Source organism: Methylomonas rosea, from assembly GCF_024505055.1.
GTDB lineage: Bacteria > Pseudomonadota > Gammaproteobacteria > Methylococcales > Methylomonadaceae > Methylomonas > Methylomonas rosea.
In genome coordinates, this window is sequence record NZ_JANIBL010000001.1 from 14,827 (window position 1) to 32,050 (window position 17,224).

Annotated in this window: 12 protein-coding genes; 10 read left to right on the plus strand and 2 right to left on the minus strand. The window is 51.5% G+C overall.

Annotated features, from left to right (window positions below):
• The first annotated feature begins 29 nt into the window (after positions 1 to 29).
• The 3 genes from purL (at position 30) to NP589_RS00085 (ending at position 6,132) form a co-directional block, all read left to right on the plus strand.
• Positions 30 to 3,974: a phosphoribosylformylglycinamidine synthase gene (gene purL, locus NP589_RS00075; RefSeq protein ID WP_256605114.1), complete on the plus strand. Its 3,945-nt coding sequence runs from the start codon at positions 30 to 32 to the stop codon at positions 3,972 to 3,974.
• A gap of 203 nt (positions 3,975 to 4,177) precedes the next feature.
• A complete protein-coding gene (locus NP589_RS00080) occupies positions 4,178 to 5,491 on the plus strand; it encodes a sensor histidine kinase (protein WP_256605115.1) in 1,314 nt (437 codons plus the stop codon).
• Complete coding sequence (locus NP589_RS00085) at positions 5,488 to 6,132, plus strand: response regulator transcription factor (RefSeq protein WP_256605116.1); 645 nt, start codon at positions 5,488 to 5,490, stop codon at positions 6,130 to 6,132. The genes NP589_RS00080 and NP589_RS00085 overlap by 4 nt, the downstream gene beginning before the upstream one ends.
• Before the next feature lie 114 nt (positions 6,133 to 6,246).
• On the opposite strand, the gene NP589_RS00090 is transcribed toward NP589_RS00085, so the two are convergent.
• Positions 6,247 to 7,077 carry an HDOD domain-containing protein gene (locus NP589_RS00090; protein ID WP_256605117.1) on the minus strand — a complete coding sequence of 277 codons (831 nt, stop codon included), beginning with the start codon at positions 7,075 to 7,077 and terminating at the stop codon, positions 6,247 to 6,249.
• A gap of 146 nt (positions 7,078 to 7,223) precedes the next feature.
• Entirely contained in the window at positions 7,224 to 8,975 is a 1,752-nt protein-coding gene (locus NP589_RS00095; protein WP_064010207.1) for a methyl-accepting chemotaxis protein, read from the minus strand.
• Between the two features lie 124 nt (positions 8,976 to 9,099).
• Here NP589_RS00095 and NP589_RS00100 point away from each other — a divergent pair, with 124 nt between their 5' ends.
• From NP589_RS00100 to NP589_RS00130, 7 genes are all read left to right on the plus strand, one after another.
• Positions 9,100 to 9,582, plus strand: a complete 483-nt coding sequence (locus NP589_RS00100) for a low molecular weight protein-tyrosine-phosphatase (RefSeq protein WP_064010206.1) — start codon at positions 9,100 to 9,102, stop codon at positions 9,580 to 9,582.
• A gap of 22 nt (positions 9,583 to 9,604) precedes the next feature.
• Complete coding sequence (locus NP589_RS00105; RefSeq protein WP_256605118.1) at positions 9,605 to 10,324, plus strand: dienelactone hydrolase family protein; 720 nt, start codon at positions 9,605 to 9,607, stop codon at positions 10,322 to 10,324.
• A 126-nt stretch (positions 10,325 to 10,450) separates the two neighbouring features.
• Entirely contained in the window at positions 10,451 to 13,060 is a 2,610-nt protein-coding gene (gyrA, locus tag NP589_RS00110) for a DNA gyrase subunit A (RefSeq protein WP_256605119.1), read from the plus strand.
• Positions 13,061 to 13,062: 2 nt separating this feature from the next.
• Positions 13,063 to 14,142, plus strand: coding sequence for a 3-phosphoserine/phosphohydroxythreonine transaminase (serC, locus tag NP589_RS00115; protein ID WP_256605120.1), 1,080 nt, complete (start codon positions 13,063 to 13,065; stop codon positions 14,140 to 14,142).
• Positions 14,143 to 14,150: 8 nt separating this feature from the next.
• Positions 14,151 to 15,236: a prephenate dehydratase gene (gene pheA, locus NP589_RS00120; RefSeq protein ID WP_256605121.1), complete on the plus strand. Its 1,086-nt coding sequence runs from the start codon at positions 14,151 to 14,153 to the stop codon at positions 15,234 to 15,236.
• 10 nt (positions 15,237 to 15,246) lie between these two features.
• Complete coding sequence (gene hisC, locus NP589_RS00125) at positions 15,247 to 16,350, plus strand: histidinol-phosphate transaminase (RefSeq protein WP_256605122.1); 1,104 nt, start codon at positions 15,247 to 15,249, stop codon at positions 16,348 to 16,350.
• On the plus strand, positions 16,343 to 17,218 hold the full coding sequence (locus NP589_RS00130; RefSeq protein ID WP_256605123.1) for a prephenate dehydrogenase: 876 nt from the start codon (positions 16,343 to 16,345) through the stop codon (positions 17,216 to 17,218). Before hisC ends, NP589_RS00130 begins: the two co-directional genes overlap by 8 nt.
• Positions 17,219 to 17,224 lie beyond the last annotated feature (6 nt).

A 17,224-nucleotide genomic window follows, 5' to 3' on the forward strand; every position in this document is an offset into this window, starting at 1 on the left:
AGCTTTAAAAATCGACTCAAACACAGCCCATGTTGACCCTATCCGGAACCTCCGCTCTTTCCCGTTTTCGTATTGAAAAACTGCTGACCGAACTACAGGCGGTCGCCGCCAGTATTACTGCGGTCAGTGCCCGATTTCAGCATTTCGTGCAAATCGATGGTCAGTTGCCCGCCGAGCAATCGGCGATGCTGGAACGTTTGCTCGATTACGGCCATAGCCACGAAAACAGCGAATATGCCTCGGTCGGTGAAAATGGCGAATTGCCTGAATCCCAAGTTGTGTCCTTATGGGTGGTGCCGCGTTTAGGCACTATTTCGCCTTGGTCCAGTAAAGCCTCGGAAATAGCCGAGCGTTGCGGTTTGTCTACGGTAAAACGTATCGAACGGGGTATCGAATATAGCTTTACCAGTACCGAAAGCTTGAGCGATGCCGTCAAACACCAGCTGGCGGTTTTACTGCACGATAGAATGATCCAACAAGTGGTTTACGATCCGGCTGAGCTTGATTTGTTTGCTGAACACGATCCCCAGCCGTTACAAACCGTAGCGATCATTGAACAGGGCAGGGAGGCACTGGTTAATGCCAATACAGAGTTAGGCATGGCTTTGTCTGCCGACGAGATCGATTATTTGACCGAGAGTTTTATCGGTTTAGGCCGCAACCCGACCGATGTGGAACTGATGATGTTCGCTCAGGCCAATTCGGAGCATTGCCGGCATAAAATCTTCAACGCCAGCTGGACCATAGACGGCGAAGAGCAAGCCAAGTCTTTGTTCGCGATGATCCGCAACACGCATACGCTGAACCCGCAAGGCGTGCTGTCGGCTTACAGCGATAACTCGTCGGTTCTGGAAGGTCCCAGCACACAAGTATTCATTCGCGATGCAGCTAATAACTATGCCTACGGCTATGTCGAAGAACAAGCGCACATGCTGATGAAAGTGGAAACCCATAATCATCCGACTGCGATTTCTCCGCATCCCGGTGCGGCCACGGGCTCCGGCGGTGAAATTCGCGACGAAGGTGCCACTGGTCGCGGATCGGCGACTAAAGCCGGCCTGACAGGCTTTAGTGTTTCGCATCTTAAAATCCCCGGTTTTTCGCAACCTTGGGAAGCCGATTACGGCAAACCCGAACGCATCGTGTCGGCCTTGGACATCATGCTGGAAGGGCCGATAGGCGGTGCGGCGTTTAATAACGAATTCGGCCGCCCGAACATTGCGGGCTATTTCCGCAGCTTCGAGCAACCGTCCGAAACCGGCGAAGCCAATCAATACCGTGGTTACCACAAACCCATCATGATCGCCGGCGGGATGGGCAATATTCGGCCAATGCTGGTTGACAAGCATCCTATCCCCGCCGGTTCCTTGATCGTCATTCTGGGTGGTCCGGCGATGCTGATCGGCCTTGGCGGCGGTGCAGCGTCGTCGCAAACCTCGGGCGAAAGCGCTGCTGAACTGGATTTTGCTTCGGTACAGCGGGAAAATCCGGAAATGGAGCGGCGTTGCCAGGAAGTGATCAATCACTGTAATTCCTTGGGCGAGAACACGCCGATTGTTTCCATTCACGACATCGGCGCAGGTGGCTTGTCCAACGCAGTGCCGGAAATTATTCACGACTGCAATCGCGGTGGCCGTTTTGAGTTGCGCAAGGTACAGAATGCCGACAAAGGCATGTCGCCTATGCAAATCTGGTGCAATGAGGCTCAGGAACGCTATGTGGTGGCGATCAAGCCGGAATCCTTGGCGTTGTTCGAGTCTTTCTGTAAACGCGAGCATTGCTTGTATGCGGTAATCGGAGAAGCGACTGACGCCGAACATTTGACCCTCAGCGACGAATGGCTAGGTGGAGCCCCTGTCGATTTGCCGATGTCGGTGCTGTTCGGCAAGCCGCCGAAAATGCATAGAAACGTACAGCGATTAAATAAGAATTTACCCGGACTGCAACTTGATAAAGTCGAATTGGCCGAAGCGGTCAAACGGGTGTTGGCTTTCCCGGCAGTAGCCGACAAAAGTTTCTTGATTCACATCGGCGACCGCTCGGTAACCGGTTTGGTGGCTCGAGACCAGATGGTCGGCCCCTGGCAGGTGCCGGTAGCCGATGTCGCGGTAACCGCCTCAGGCTTTTACGCGCATACCGGCGAAGCGATGGCGATGGGTGAACGCACGCCGTTGGCTTTGATTGATGGTCCTGCTTCCGGCCGCATGGCGATAGGCGAGGCTTTGACGAATCTGGCCGCAGCCCGTATCGGCAAGCTCAACGACGTTAAACTGTCCGCCAACTGGATGGCGGCCTGCGGTAGTCCAGGCGAAGATGCGGCGCTGTTCGACACCGTCAAGGCGGTTGGTATGGAATTATGCCCCGAGCTGGGCATCGCGATACCGGTCGGCAAGGATTCGCTGTCTATGAAAAGCGTTTGGAAAGGTAGCTCCCAGCATCCTGTTTACCGCGACACTAGCTCATCCATGGGCGTCGAAAAGACCATGACCTCGCCGCTGTCGCTGATTATCACCGCATTCTCGCCGATACAGGACGTGCGTAAAACTTTAACACCTGAGCTCAAAGATACTGACAGTATGTTGCTGTTGATCGATCTGGGCCAGGGCAAAAACCGTCTCGGTGGTTCGGTGCTAGCCCAAGTTTACAATCAGCTCGGCAACCAGGCACCCGATCTGGACGATGCGGGTTTGTTCAAACGTTTCTTCGATACCATTCAAGCCTTGAACGAACAAGGGCTGATTCTGGCTTATCATGATCGGTCTGATGGTGGCTTGCTGGCGACGGTGAGCGAAATGCTGTTTGCCAGCCGTATAGGCGTTGAATTAGATATTTCCGAATTGGGTGGCGATGCACTCGCGAGTTTGTTCAACGAAGAATTGGGCGCAGTGATACAGGTTAAAACCGCTGAACTGGATCACGTTGCGCGAATACTGGATCAGGCTGGGCTGGACGAATTTACCCATGTCGTCGGCAAATTAAGCTCAGATCAAAAGTTACGCATCGTTCTGAACAGCAACGAAATCTTCAGCGCGGAACGCGCAGCCTTGCAACAAACCTGGTCGGAAGTCAGCTTTAGAATGCAGGCCTTGCGCGACAATCCGGATTGCGCCCACCAACAATTCGAGCGTATCGCCGACTACAACGATCCTGGATTGTCTGCTCAGTTAACTTACGACATCAACGACAATATAGCTGCGAAATTCGCGGGTGCGGATCGACCAAAAGTCGCTATTTTGCGCGAGCAAGGCGTCAACGGTCATGTGGAAATGGCGGCGGCCTTCGATAGAGCCGGTTTCGCGGCGATTGATGTGCATATGACCGACATCATCAGCGGCCGGGTGTCGCTGGCCGACTTTACCGGTCTGGTGGCGTGCGGCGGCTTCTCTTACGGTGACGTGTTGGGTGCCGGTGGCGGCTGGGCTAAATCGATTTTATTCAACCCGAAAGCGCGTGACGAATTTGCCGCGTTTTTTGCGCGTTCCGATACCTTTGGCTTGGGCGTTTGCAACGGTTGTCAGATGATGTCCGGTCTTAAAGACATCATCCCCGGCGCGGAACATTGGCCGCAGTTCAAACGCAATCTGTCCGAACAATTCGAGGCGCGGGTGGCGTTGGTCAAGGTGCAGGCATCGCCGTCGATCTTCTTCCAAGGCATGGCTGGTTCGATACTGCCGGTCGTGGTGGCGCATGGGGAAGGCCGCGCCGAGTTTGGTTCTCAAAACGCTGTGGGAGCCGAAGTTGTGATCAGTTATGTCGATAACTACGGCAATGAGACCCAGGCTTTTCCGGCCAACCCGAACGGCTCGCCGCTTGGCATCACCGGTTTGACCACTGCCGACGGCCGTTTTACCATCATGATGCCGCATCCGGAACGTTGCTTTAGAGCGATACAAAACTCTTGGCATCCAGCCGAGTGGCAGGAAGATGGGGCGTGGTTGCGCATGTTCAGAAACGCCCGGGTTTGGGTGGGCTAAATAGTGTCGGTCCGCTAATCAGCTTAGGTTCGACGGCTTTGGAATGTTTTTAACTTGCCTGTGTTTATGCAAGGAGCCAGAGCGTCAATAGTTAACTGGCTTCACTGTGCAGGTCTTGGGTTCAGGAAATAAATAAGAATTTTTCCTATAGCTGTACGGGAAGCTAGGCTGGATAATAGAAGGTTTTCAACGCACTCCACGTCATGAGCCTTCGCTACCAGATTATTTGTCGCATCCTGCTGTCTTCGGTTTGTATTTTGGTATTGGGCGGGGCGATTGCAGTCTGGCAAGCCCGTCAAGCGGTCGAAAAAGAGGTCGATGCCTCGATTCATTTGGCCTTGCAACTGATTACCTTGGGTATTGCCGATACCCCTGTGTTTCAACAAAGCGACGATTTATCCCGCTTCAGCGCATTGCGGCAAACGCGGCATTTGAGCATCCAATTGCAAAAGCCGGATGGACAACTGATCCATTTCGCCGGTGAAAATCAACCGATCAATCCCGAAGAAATGCCGCCTGGCTGGTTTATCCGCTTGGTAAAAGGCGATTATCCCAAGGTCGAGCATCAACTGAATATGCAGGATGGCAAGCTGTTGACGCTGATTATTCAGGCCCAGCCGCTCGATGAAATCACCGAAGTCTGGCAGGAAAGTGTGGCGTTTTTTGCGTCGATTTCCTTGTTGACCATGTTGACCTTCCTGGCGGTCAATCTGGTATTTAATAAGTCCTTGAAATCGATTGCGGTCATAGTCGATGCGTTACGTCTGATTGAAACCGGCCAATATCGGCAACAATTGCCGCCATTTTCCACGCAGGAGTTTGATGATATTGCCAATGCAATCAATCATATGACGGTGGAATTGGAAAAAACCCGTCAGGAAAACCGCGCTTTGACACAGCATTCGCTGGCGATCCAAGAAGAAGAGCGCCAACGTCTGTCGCAAGAATTGCATGACGAATTCGGCCAATCCCTGACCGCTATTAAAGTGATGGCCGTTACGGCGGCGCATCGCAAAGCCGACGCGGCTAAAATAACCGCGACAATCTCGGAAATTTGCGATCATTTAATGACGGTGGTGCGTTCGATGATGCAGCAATTGCATCCTTTGGTGTTGACCGAGTTGGGATTGAAGGCCACCCTGGAGGAAATGGTCAATCATTGGTCGGAACGCAATGCCGATCTGCGGCTGACGATTCGCTGTAGCGACGCAGTGGACGGTCTGGATAAAAATCTGACTATTCAGGTGTTTCGAGTGATTCAGGAGTGTTTGACCAACGTGGTCCGCCATGCCCAGGCGCACAGTGTGAGTATCGACTTGGAAAAACTCGATCTACCGCGCGCGTATTTACAACTTAAAGTGCAGGATGACGGGCGAGGCTGCGATTTGCAGACTACCAGTCAAGGCTTTGGTTTATTGGGCATCAAAGAACGCATCAAGTCGTTGGACGGCGAGTTGCAATTGCTGTCGCGTCCAGGTTCAGGTATGTTGGTTAACGCACGAATCCCGCTCATATGAATAACAAGATAAAAATCGTGCTGGTGGACGATCATTTGGTCGTGCGCGCTGGTTTTAAAATGCTGTTGGCAGCCGGGGACAGTGTCGAAGTGATCGGTGAAGCCGAGCGTGGCGAGCAGGCTATTCAGCTTTATCAAGAATTGCAGCCCGATATGTTGGTGATGGATTTGTCCATGCCGGGGATTGGCGGCTTGGAAACTATTCGGCGGATCATTCAGCGCGACAGCGAGGCGAGAATTTTAGTTTTTAGTGTGCATCATGAACAAGTCTACGTTAGCCGGGCGTTGGCGGCCGGAGCGCAGGGTTATATCACTAAAAATAGCGCTCCCGGTATTCTTGCCGAAGCGATAGCGGCAATTATGTCAGGTAAACAGTATGTCGAGCGCGGTTTGGTTAAGGGCGGTGGTGAAGAACGGCAACACACCGGCTATCAAACGATAATCGCCGGTTTCTCGGCACGAGAGTTCGATGTATTTAGTTTGCTTGCCCAAGGGTTGACGGTGCATAAGGTCGCCGATCAATTATGTCTGGGTCATAAGACCGTGGCGAACTACGCCACACAAATCAAAAAGAAGCTACAAGTGGATACGACTACCGAACTTGCACATATCGCGGTCAACTTGGGGATGACGGCGCGCTGATAGCCGGTTTTAGCGGGGAGGTGGGTTGTTCGTGCGGGACTTAATTAGCGCGGCTAGTAAAGCAATCGTTCAGACAAATAAATTCGCCTGAACGATTATTGAGAATTATGTTGTTTAATCCAGAAGGCCGTCGAGTTCAGATTTAGCCGCTAGAACATCCGGCAATTTTTCCTTAAGAAGTTGCTCAGATAGTCCTAAAAGCGCAGTTACTTGATTGGGTAGCGAGGCTAAAATCTGATCTTCATCCAAGCCCTGATCTTGGTAATCGCTGATTGTATGGGCAAGGAAAACCGCGCAAGCTAACTTGTTAGGCGTCTCAGCTGCCAAAGGTTCAGCCGATTGTTCAATGGTTTCGACTAATTCGTCAGCAAATTTCCAGCGGCGGCAAAGCTCAGCGCAGATGGCCGGGCTGGTATAGCCTAAGCGCCTTTTTTCAATTTCCAGTCTGACGTTGCCGTTTTTCACATGCTGATCGATTTCGTTGGCTTCTCTGGGGCTCCCGATGTGAATCAGCAGGTTACCCAGATTGCTGATTAGCCCGGCGGTGTAGGCAATGTCGGCCGCCAGACCTGCTTGGGCCGCGAACCATTTTGCATAACCTGCCGTGCGAAAACTATTCCGCCAGCTTTGTTTGACATCGAAATTATCCAATTGCGGTACTACACTGACAATCCCGGATGCGACCACCAATGTTTTCAGCTGGTTCATGCCCAGCATGGTGATGGCTTCGTCTATAGAGCCAATTTTACGAGATAAACCAAAATGCGCGGAGTTGACCAAACGCAGGATTTTTAAAACAATCACTTGTTCCTTTTCCACGTTTTTGGCTATGTCGAGCATATCAGCGTTGGGATTGTTTAGCTGATTTATGATGGATCTTACGACTTCGGGTACTTGCGGAATTTTGTGGATTTGGTCGAACAGTTGGTTCATTTTTGTTGGCATGTCTTCATCCTTAAGCTACGAAATTGTAATTATTCTTAGTGAATTATAGCCAGCCTGGGCAAACAAACCTTATAAATTTAACACCGGTTCAGGGCTCGGCGCCGCCCTAATGCGGGTTACGCCGAGCCGAGCCGATAGAGGTTTAGCTAGGTCTTAAAGTTTCCAACCATGGAGCGCAACTGGTTAGCCAGATCAAGTAATTCGTGGCAGGCATCTGCGGTATTTTTCGCGCCCACCGAAGTTTCTTCGGATACCCGGCTGATATTGCTGATATTACGATTGATTTCCTCGGCAACCGCAGTTTGTTCCTCGGCAGCGCTGGCTATCTGGTTATTCATATCGTTAATGGTGTCGATACGTTCGCTGATAGTGGTAATGGAGCCGCCGGCGGATGCGGCTTGCTCCACGCTGGAGTTAGCGCGGCTTCTACCGTTTTCCATCACTGCCACGGCTTGTTTGGCGCGGTCCTGCAAGCGTTCGATGGTTTTTTGGATTTCCAACGTGGAGTTTTGGGTGCGACTAGCCAATGTTCTGACTTCGTCGGCTACAACTGCAAAACCGCGACCTTGCTCACCAGCCCGGGCTGCTTCTATCGCGGCGTTTAATGCCAGCAAATTGGTTTGCTCGGCAATCCCTTGAATGACCCCCAATACCTCGCCGATGCTGTTGCTGTCGTTTTCCAGTTCGTGAATGACGTTAGCGGCGTTTTCCACTTCAGACGCCAAGCTGTTAATGCCATGCACGGCATCTTTCACAATGTTTTTGCCTGAAGACGCCTCGCGATCAGCGATTTCTGCGGCTTCCGAAGCTCTAACGGCATTTTTGGCGACTTCTTGCACCGTAGACGTCATTTGTTTCATCGCATTAGCCACTAAGGTGGTTTCGTGCAATTGCCGCTCCACACCGGCTTGGGTCGATTGGGTGATATTGGCGAGTTTGTGTGAAGAGCTGGCCAGCTTTTCACTGGTAGAGCTGATCTGATCGATGGTTTTGGCTATTTTGCGAACGAAAGTATTAAAACTCGATGCGATCCAGGCAAACTCGGATTTGCCGCTCGCATCCAGGCGAGCCCGGAGGTCACCCTCACCACTGCCTATGTCTTGCAGCTTCAAAGCCAGTGCTGTCAGCGGGCCTATGATGATTTTGCTCATCGTAAAGTAGCCGGTGAAGCCGATGATGATCAGTGTTATGCATAAGAAGCCGATAGCATAAACGGTATTACTTTTAAGCTCGGCAAGGGCCACGCTGAATGGGGTGACGATTTCGAATGCGCCATGTAAGTCGCCGGCGCGGCGATTTTCCATTGGATAACCCAACAAATCCTGGCCCTTCTCGTTATTCCATAGGCTTTGCGATGTCTTGGGGTCGCCATGGCATATTTCGCATTGCTTGACCAATTTGACGGGGCGTAAATAGCGGACTTCCTGTTTTTCTTCGTCTACGTAGCTGTAGTCTTGGGCGGAAGGATTGCTTCTGAAAAACTCCAGAGCTTGACGTTCGATGTCATCGGCTGCGTTTCGAGGGTTTCTGGGGTTAAGAGACGGCGCTTTGAAGCGAAAGCCGTGCTCTTTTGCTTCTGCTTCGATGACGTCCCACGCATTGGCGGTCGGCACGGTGGCGACGACCAGTTCTCTGGCTTTTGAGCTACCTTTTTGTTCGACCAATTGCATGAGTTGCTCAGGCGTGTAGATACCTGATTCCCATTTTTTTACAACATTGTCGCGGATTGATTCGGACAGCGTGAGTAATTGCCGTGAGGCTTTGATTTCCCGGTCAATCAGCTTTTGTTTCTCAAAGCTTGAGTAAACAACCAAAATCGCTATGCCTAAAAGCGTTAGCACCGACATGGTTATAGAAACCACCTTTACCCCTACAGAATGCCAGTTCATCATCAACATCCGAAACTCCCCTAAATACGCTTTAAATTTCTTGTATTAACCGTCTTTCCAGTACCATCCTGAAGACATGCCAACCGAGTATAGCTTACAATTTAGCGTCATCTATTCTAAAAACTTAACAACTATGCGGAAAATCAAGGTTTTGTTTGTGTGTATGGGCAACATCTGTAGATCGCCCACCGCGGAAGGCGTTTTCTCAAATTTAGTGTCTACAAGAAACCTGGCGGAACGCTTTCAAATAGATTCCGCGGGTACCCATGCCTATCACATTGGTGACGCGCCAGATTTACGCGCGCAAAAAGCTGCTCGCGATAGGGGGGTTGAATTGAAACATCTGCGGGCACGCAAGGTTGTATCCGCCGACTTTGAAGCGTTCGATCATATACTGGTAATGGACGACGAGAATCACGCCATATTAAAAGAAGCCTGTCCGGTTGATTTGAGTCATAAAATTCGGCACTTTCTTGATTACGCGCCGCACTTGAATCAACGCGAAGTGCCTGACCCTTATTACGGCGGCAGCTACGGCTTTGAGCGGGTGCTGGACATGGTGGAAGAAGCGTCCGCTGGGTTTTTACAGACGCTGCAACAAACTGGTGAGTTGTGATTAAAAGGGTAGGAAATAGCTTATGGCGATAATCTCGAACACAGTCAGTTACTTGGATCGCGATACGGTGCTGGAAGGTTTTTTTGCTTATGACGATGCGATTGTTGGGCAGAGACCTGTGGTGCTGATCCACCATGCTTGGGGCGGGCGAGACCAGTTTGTGGCTGACAAGGCACTTAAGCTGGCGGAATTGGGTTATCTGGCGTTCGCGACCGATATGTACGGTAAAGGCGTGCTCGGAAAAAGCCCGGAAGAAAATGCGGCGTTGATGCAACCTTTTATCCAAGACCGGGCAAAGCTGCAACAGCGCTTACAGGCGGCGCTATCCACAGTCAAACTAATGCCGTGGGCAGACAACGCTAGGATTGCGGCGATAGGCTTTTGCTTCGGCGGCTTGTGTGCGTTGGATTTGGCGCGGACGGGTGTGGATATTTGCGGGGTGGTATCGTTTCACGGGTTGCTGGGTGCGCCGGAAAACATCCCTAACCTCAGTATCAAAGCGAAGGTGTTGGTGTTGCATGGCTACGACGATCCGATGGCGTCCGCCGAGCAAGTACTTGCCCTGCAGAACGAATTAACCAAGGCTGGTGCGGATTGGCAGTTGCATAGTTATGGTCAAACCATGCATGCCTTCACCAACCCAGTGGCTAATAATCCTGGTTTTGGCACAGTTTATCAGCCGGTTGCTGATCGTCGGTCATGGCAAGCCATGCAAAACTTTTTGACCGAGATTTTTGCCTGACGGCGGTGGTTGGCGTTTGCTATAATCGACGGCTTTATAAACCTGTTAGCAATGCTTAAATGGAATTGATGCTTCAGGCTAACCCGTCGATCGATAAGCTTTCGACTGCACTGGAACCACGGACCCATGTCAGACTTCGCTAAAGAAATTATCCCCGTCAATCTCGAAGACGAGATGAAACAATCCTACCTTGATTATGCCATGAGCGTAATCGTTGGCAGGGCACTTCCGGATGTCAGAGACGGCCTCAAGCCTGTGCACCGCCGCGTACTGTATGCGATGAACGAGCTTGGCAACGACTGGAATAAACCTTATAAGAAATCGGCGCGTATCGTCGGTGACGTGATCGGTAAATACCACCCGCATGGCGACACTGCAGTTTACGACACCATGGTGCGGATGGCGCAGCCGTTTTCTTTGCGTTACATGCTTATAGACGGTCAAGGCAACTTCGGTTCGGTGGACGGTGATTCGCCGGCGGCGATGCGATATACCGAAGTGCGGATGGCAAAAATTGCCCACGAATTGTTGGCTGACCTGGACAAGGAAACTGTCGATTTCGTCGCCAACTACGACGAGTCCGAGTCCGAACCCACCGTTATGCCCACCCGAGTACCGACCTTGTTGGTCAACGGTTCCTCGGGTATCGCGGTCGGTATGGCTACCAATATTCCGCCGCATAATTTAAACGAGATTATCAGCGCTTGTCTGGCCTTGATCGAAAATCCCGATCTGACCATTCCGGAATTGATGCAAATCGTGCCTGGGCCGGATTTCCCGACCGCCGGCATTATTAACGGCGCGTCCGGTATCTTTGAAGCCTACGCCACCGGTCGTGGTCGCATCTATCTACGTGGCCGTAGCCATTTTGAAGACATAGGCGATAGCGGTCGCCAAGCCATCATCACCACCGAGCTACCTTACCAGGTCAACAAAGCCCGCTTGCTGGAAAAAATCGCCGAATTGGTCAAAGAAGGCAAGTTGGACGGCATTTCAGGCCTGCGCGATGAATCCGACAAGGACGGCATGCGCATGGTAATCGAACTACGCCGCGGCGAAGTACCGGATGTGGTTTTGAATAATCTGTACAAACAAACTCAGATGCAGACCGTATTCGGTATCAATATGGTGGCGCTATACGACGGTCGCCCGCACCTGATGGGGTTGAAAGAGATTCTGGCGGCCTTTGTCGATCACCGCCGCGAAATCGTCACCCGCAGAACCATTTATAACTTGCGGAAGGCGCGGGAAAGGGCGCATATCCTGGAAGGGTTGGCGGTTGCGTTAGCTAATATCGACGAAATGATTGAGCTGATCAAAGCCTCGCCTAATCCGCAAGAAGCGAAAGTGGGTTTGCTGGCACAGACCTGGAAAGCCGGCTTGGTTGCAGCCTTGCTGGATAGAGCCGACGCCGACCGCTCGCGGCCGGACGATTTATCCGTTGAATTTGGTTTGGCCGACGGCGCATATCGTTTGTCCGAAGCGCAAGCCCAGGCGATTTTGGATCTGCGTCTGCATCGTTTGACCGGTTTGGAACAAGAAAAAATCGTCAACGAGTACAAACAATTGCTGGAATTGATAGACGAATATTTGCATATTTTGGGTAACGATGTGCGCTTGATGGAAGTGATCCGTGAAGAGCTGGAAGAAATCAAAACCCAATACGGCGATGCCCGTCGCACTGAAATTGTTCAGGATTATTCCAATCTGTCCGCTGAAGATCTGATCACCGAAGAAGATATGGTGGTGACCATGTCGCACGAAGGTTATGTAAAAACCCAGCCGCTCAGCGATTATAAAGCTCAGCGCCGCGGTGGCCGCGGCAAATCGGCGACGGCGACCAAGGAAAACGATTTCGTCGAGAAATTAATCATCGCCAATACCCACGATACGATTCTGTGTTTCTCGTCTGCGGGTAAAGTTTATTGGTTGCGGGTGTTTAATTTGCCGGTCGCCAGCCGGGCGTCGCGCGGTAAGCCGTTTGTGAACTTGCTGCCATTGGAAGAGGGCGAAAAAATCAACGCGATGTTGCCGGTGCGTGAGTACAGCGCGGATAAATATATATTCATGGCGACTTCATCGGGCACCGTTAAGAAGACCCCATTGCCCGAATTCGAACGCCAACGCAGCAACGGTAAAATCGCCATCGATTTGAATGAAAACGACACCTTGGTCGGTGTGGCGATTACTGACGGTCAGCAAAATGTATTGCTGTTCAGCAGCGATGGCAAGGCGGTTTGTTTCAACGAAACCGATGTGCGCTCGATGGGCCGGACGGCCACCGGGGTGCGTGGCATTCGCTTACAGGAAGGTCAAAAGGTCATTTCGCTGATCATCTCAACCGAAGGCACGGTGCTGAATATCACCGAAAACGGTTACGGCAAACGTACCAAACTGGAAGAGTTTACCCAGCATAGACGTGGCGGTCAGGGCCTAATCGCGATTCAGACTTCCGAGCGTAATGGCGCGGTAGTGGGCGCGGTATTGGTCAACGATACCGACGAAATCATGTTGATTACCGACGGCGGCATATTGGTGCGGACAAGGGTCAAGGAAATTTCCGTAGTCGGAAGAAACACCCAAGGCGTTACCGTGATTCGTCTGGATAAGGGCGAAAGAGTGGTCGGCGTGGATCGCATCGATGGTCTGGGCGATGAAGAAGATGATGTTGACGGCGAAATCGATGAAAACGATGTTGTAGCAGATAGCGCCGAACAAGGCGGAGAAGAGGAATAAGTATGGCAAGGATTTACAATTTTAGCGCCGGCCCGTCCATGTTGCCGGAAGCGGTGTTGCTGCAAGCTCAACAAGAGATGTTGAATTGGCAAGATAGCGGCATGTCGGTGATGGAAATGAGTCACCGCGGCAAGCATTTCATGGCAATCGCCGAAGCAATGAAAAACGATCTGATTGAGTTGCTAGCCATTCCGGCCAATTACAAAGTGCTATTCCTGCAAGGCGGTGCCAGCGCCCAGTTTGCGATGATTCCGCAGAATATTCTTAACGGCAAAACCAAAGCCAGTTATGTGAATACCGGTGCTTGGTCTACCAGTGCAATCAAGGAAGCCGGTAAGTATTGCGAAGTACAACTTGCTGCTACCTCAGAAGCCGAAAAATTTACCACTATTCCTGCGTTTGATACCTGGAATATTGATAAAGATGCTGCTTATCTGCACTACACCTCAAACGAAACCATCCATGGTGTGGAGTTTTCTGACGTTCCTGGCGCTGGCGATTTGCCGTTGGTGTGCGATATGTCTTCGAACATCTTGTCGCGGCTAGTGGATGTTAGTCGCTACGGCATCATTTACGCGGGTACGCAGAAAAACATGGGGCCTTCCGGCGTGACGGTAGTCATCGTTCGCGACGATTTGGTTGGCTTGGCACCGAAAGCCGTACCTTCGGTGTTTGATTACCAGCAGCAAGCGAAAGCCGACTCCATGTTGAATACACCGGCTACCTACAACTGGTATCTGTTGGGATTGGTTTTGCAATGGTTGAAACAGCAAGGCGGTATTGCGGCCATTGAGCAGCAAAATATCCGTAAAGCCGGCAAGCTATACCAAGCTATCGATGCATCCAGTCTTTATAGTAATCCGGTTTTGAAAGACTACCGCTCCAGAATGAACGTGCCTTTCGTACTGGCGGACGCGGCGCTGGACAAAGAGTTTTTGGCGCTTGCCGAGAAAAACGGTTTGGGCTCGTTGCCTGGTCACCGTTCGGTAGGCGGTATGAGGGCAAGCATTTACAACGCTATGCCGGAAGCCGGGGTCGATACCTTGATCGACTTTATGGCCGAGTTCGAGCGCACTCACTAGTTACAGGTATGACGGCAATTATTCCTCTGTCCGAGTTACGCGAACGTATCGATTCCATCGATAGGCAGTTGTTGCAATTGATCAATCAACGGGCCGCATGCGCTATCGAAGTGGCCAGAACCAAACTGGCCGAAGGCGAAACCGGTAGTTTTTATCGAGCTGATCGCGAAGCTCAGGTATTACGCAAAATCAAGGAACTGAATCCAGGGCCTTTGAGTGATGAAGCCTCGGTGCACCTGTTCCGGGAGCTGATGTCTGCATGTTTGGCTTTGGAAAAGCCCTTGGAAGTGGCGTTTTTAGGGCCTGTCGGTACTTTTACCCAGCAAGCGACGTTCAAGCATTTCGGTCATGCCGTAAAAGGCATTCCGGTTGCGACCATCCCGGAGATTTTTCTGGCTGTGGAAACGGGTCATTGCCAGTTCGGCGTGGTGCCGGTGGAAAACTCCACAGAAGGCGTGATTGCGCATACGCTGGATCGTTTTATGACCACGTCACTGCAAATTTGCGGCGAAGTGGAAATTCGCGTGCATCAAAATCTGCTCGGTAAAATGGATAGTTTGACGGCGATTAACGAAGTCTATTCCCATCAACAATCCCTGGCGCAGTGCCGGCAATGGCTGAATACCTATTTGCCTGGCGTGCCTTGCACGGCGGTGAGCAGTAACGCCGAAGCCGCCAGGCTAGCGTCTTTGGATCACAATAAGGCCGCAATAGCCGGCTTGATGGCGGCCGAATTGTATGAATTGAACATCATCGAGCAGCATATCGAGGACGAATCAAACAATACCACGCGCTTTATCGTGATTGGCAAACAGCAACCGGCATCGACCGGACTCGATAAAACCTCCATTTTGGTGTCCACCGGCAATCAAGCCGGCGCCTTGCATAAGATTTTGGGGCCGTTTGCCGAATACGGCATCAGCATGGCGCACATAGAATCCAGGCCATCGCGGCAGGGCTTGTGGGAATACGTGTTTTTTATCGATATTGACGGTCATCGCGACGATACCGATGTCGCCAAGGCGCTGGAAACCCTGCAAAACAACGTCAAAATGTTGAAAATCCTTGGCTCTTATCCAAAAGCCGTTATTTAATCTTAGGTCGATGAACAAATTTTTAGAACTTGCTATTGCCGGCGTTCAACAGCTGGTGCCTTACGTGCCCGGTAAACCGGTTGATGAATTGCAGCGCGAGCTGGGCATAGAAGAAGTCATTAAGTTGGCTTCTAATGAAAATCCTCTGGGTACCGGCGCTAAAGTCGCCGCAGCCATTCAAGCGACATTGCCCGAATTAACCCGCTATCCGGATGGTAGCGGTTTTGCGTTGAAAGCTGCATTGTCGGCCAAATTAAACGTGGCGCCAGAGCAAATTACCCTGGGTAACGGTTCCAGCGAGATCCTAGAACTGGTCATGCGCACCTTCGTTACGCCGGAATTGGAGGTAGTGTTTTCCCAGCACGCGTTTGCGCTGTATCCGATTCTAACGCAGGCCGTCGGCGCCAAAGCCAAAGTGGTGCCGGCTAAACATTACGGTCATGATTTGGCGGCGATGCGCGAGCAAATTGGTCCGCAAACACGCTTGGTGTTTATCGCCAACCCCAATAATCCAACCGGTACCTTGTTGGATAAAAGAGAGTTGGAGAGTTTCATTGCCGATTTGCCTGCCCATGTGCTGTGTGTATTGGACGAGGCTTATTACGAGTTTGTCGATCCTACCGTACGAACCGAATCCTTGGATTGGCCCAATCGTTATCCGAATTTGATCATCGCTCGCACGTTCTCTAAGGCATACGGCTTGGCGGGTTTGCGTATCGGTTATGGGATTTCCTCGCCGGATATCGCAGATTTGTTAAATCGAGTGCGTCAGCCTTTCAATTGCAGCATGCTGGCTTTAGCCGCAGCGGAAGCCGCACTGGGCGATACCGATTATCTGCATCAAACCGTGGCGCTTAACAGCGCCGGAATGACGCAGTTGACCGATGCCTTTAAGGCATTGGATTTACCGTGGATTCCTTCGTCCGGCAACTTCGTTTCTGTCGACGTTAAGCAAGCGGCTTTGCCGATTTACGACGCCTTATTGCGCAAGGGTGTCATCGTGCGGCCGGTGGCCAACTACGAAATGCCCAAGCATTTACGTGTGAGCATCGGTACCGAGCGCGAAAACGCGATATTTATAAACGCATTGCGCGAGGTGTTGAGCGGTGTTTAACCGCCTCTGTATCATCGGTATAGGTTTGATCGGTGGTTCGATAGCCAGGGCTGCGCGCGCCCGAGGTTTATGTCGTGAGGTTGTGGCATACGGCCGGGAAAAAAATCTGCCGAATATGCAGTTGGCTAAGCAACTGGGCGTCATCGACCAGTTTTACACCGACATAGCATCCGCACTGGAAAACACCGACTGCGTGATTGTTGCGACGCCAGTCGGCAGTATGCAAGTCATTTTCGAACAGATTAAGCCGTACTGGAATGCGGAAACAATTTATAGCGATGCCGGCAGTACAAAGGGTAGCGTGGTGTCTGCACTCGAAGCAGTTTTCGGCGCCGTACCAAGCAACTTCGTGCCGGCGCATCCGATTGCCGGTGCCGAGCGCAGCGGCGTGGACGCTTCGACTGTCGATTTATTTGTCAATCGCCGCCTGATTCTGACGCCGTTAGAAAATACCGGTAAACAGGCACTGGCAAAAATCCATTCGTTTTGGGAAAAGATCGGCTCCAGCGTTTCGGTGATGTCGGTGGAGCATCACGATACCGTGCTGGCCGCCACCAGTCACTTACCGCACATTCTGGCCTTTGCCTTGGTAGGGTTGTTGGGGCACAAGGACGAACAGCGCGAGATATTTAAATACGCCGCCGGTGGTTTCAGGGATTTTAGTCGTATCGCTTCCAGCGATCCGACCATGTGGCAGGACATTTGTCTGGCGAACAAGCAGGAAATCGTGCCTTTGATCCGCCAGTTTCAAGCGGAATTAAGCAAAATAGAACAATTGCTGGTTGAGGATCAATCCGCGCAACTGTTCGAAACCTTTACGTATGCCAGAAATGCCCGGCAGCGTTTTCTCGATCAACAAGAAGACTAAGAAGAT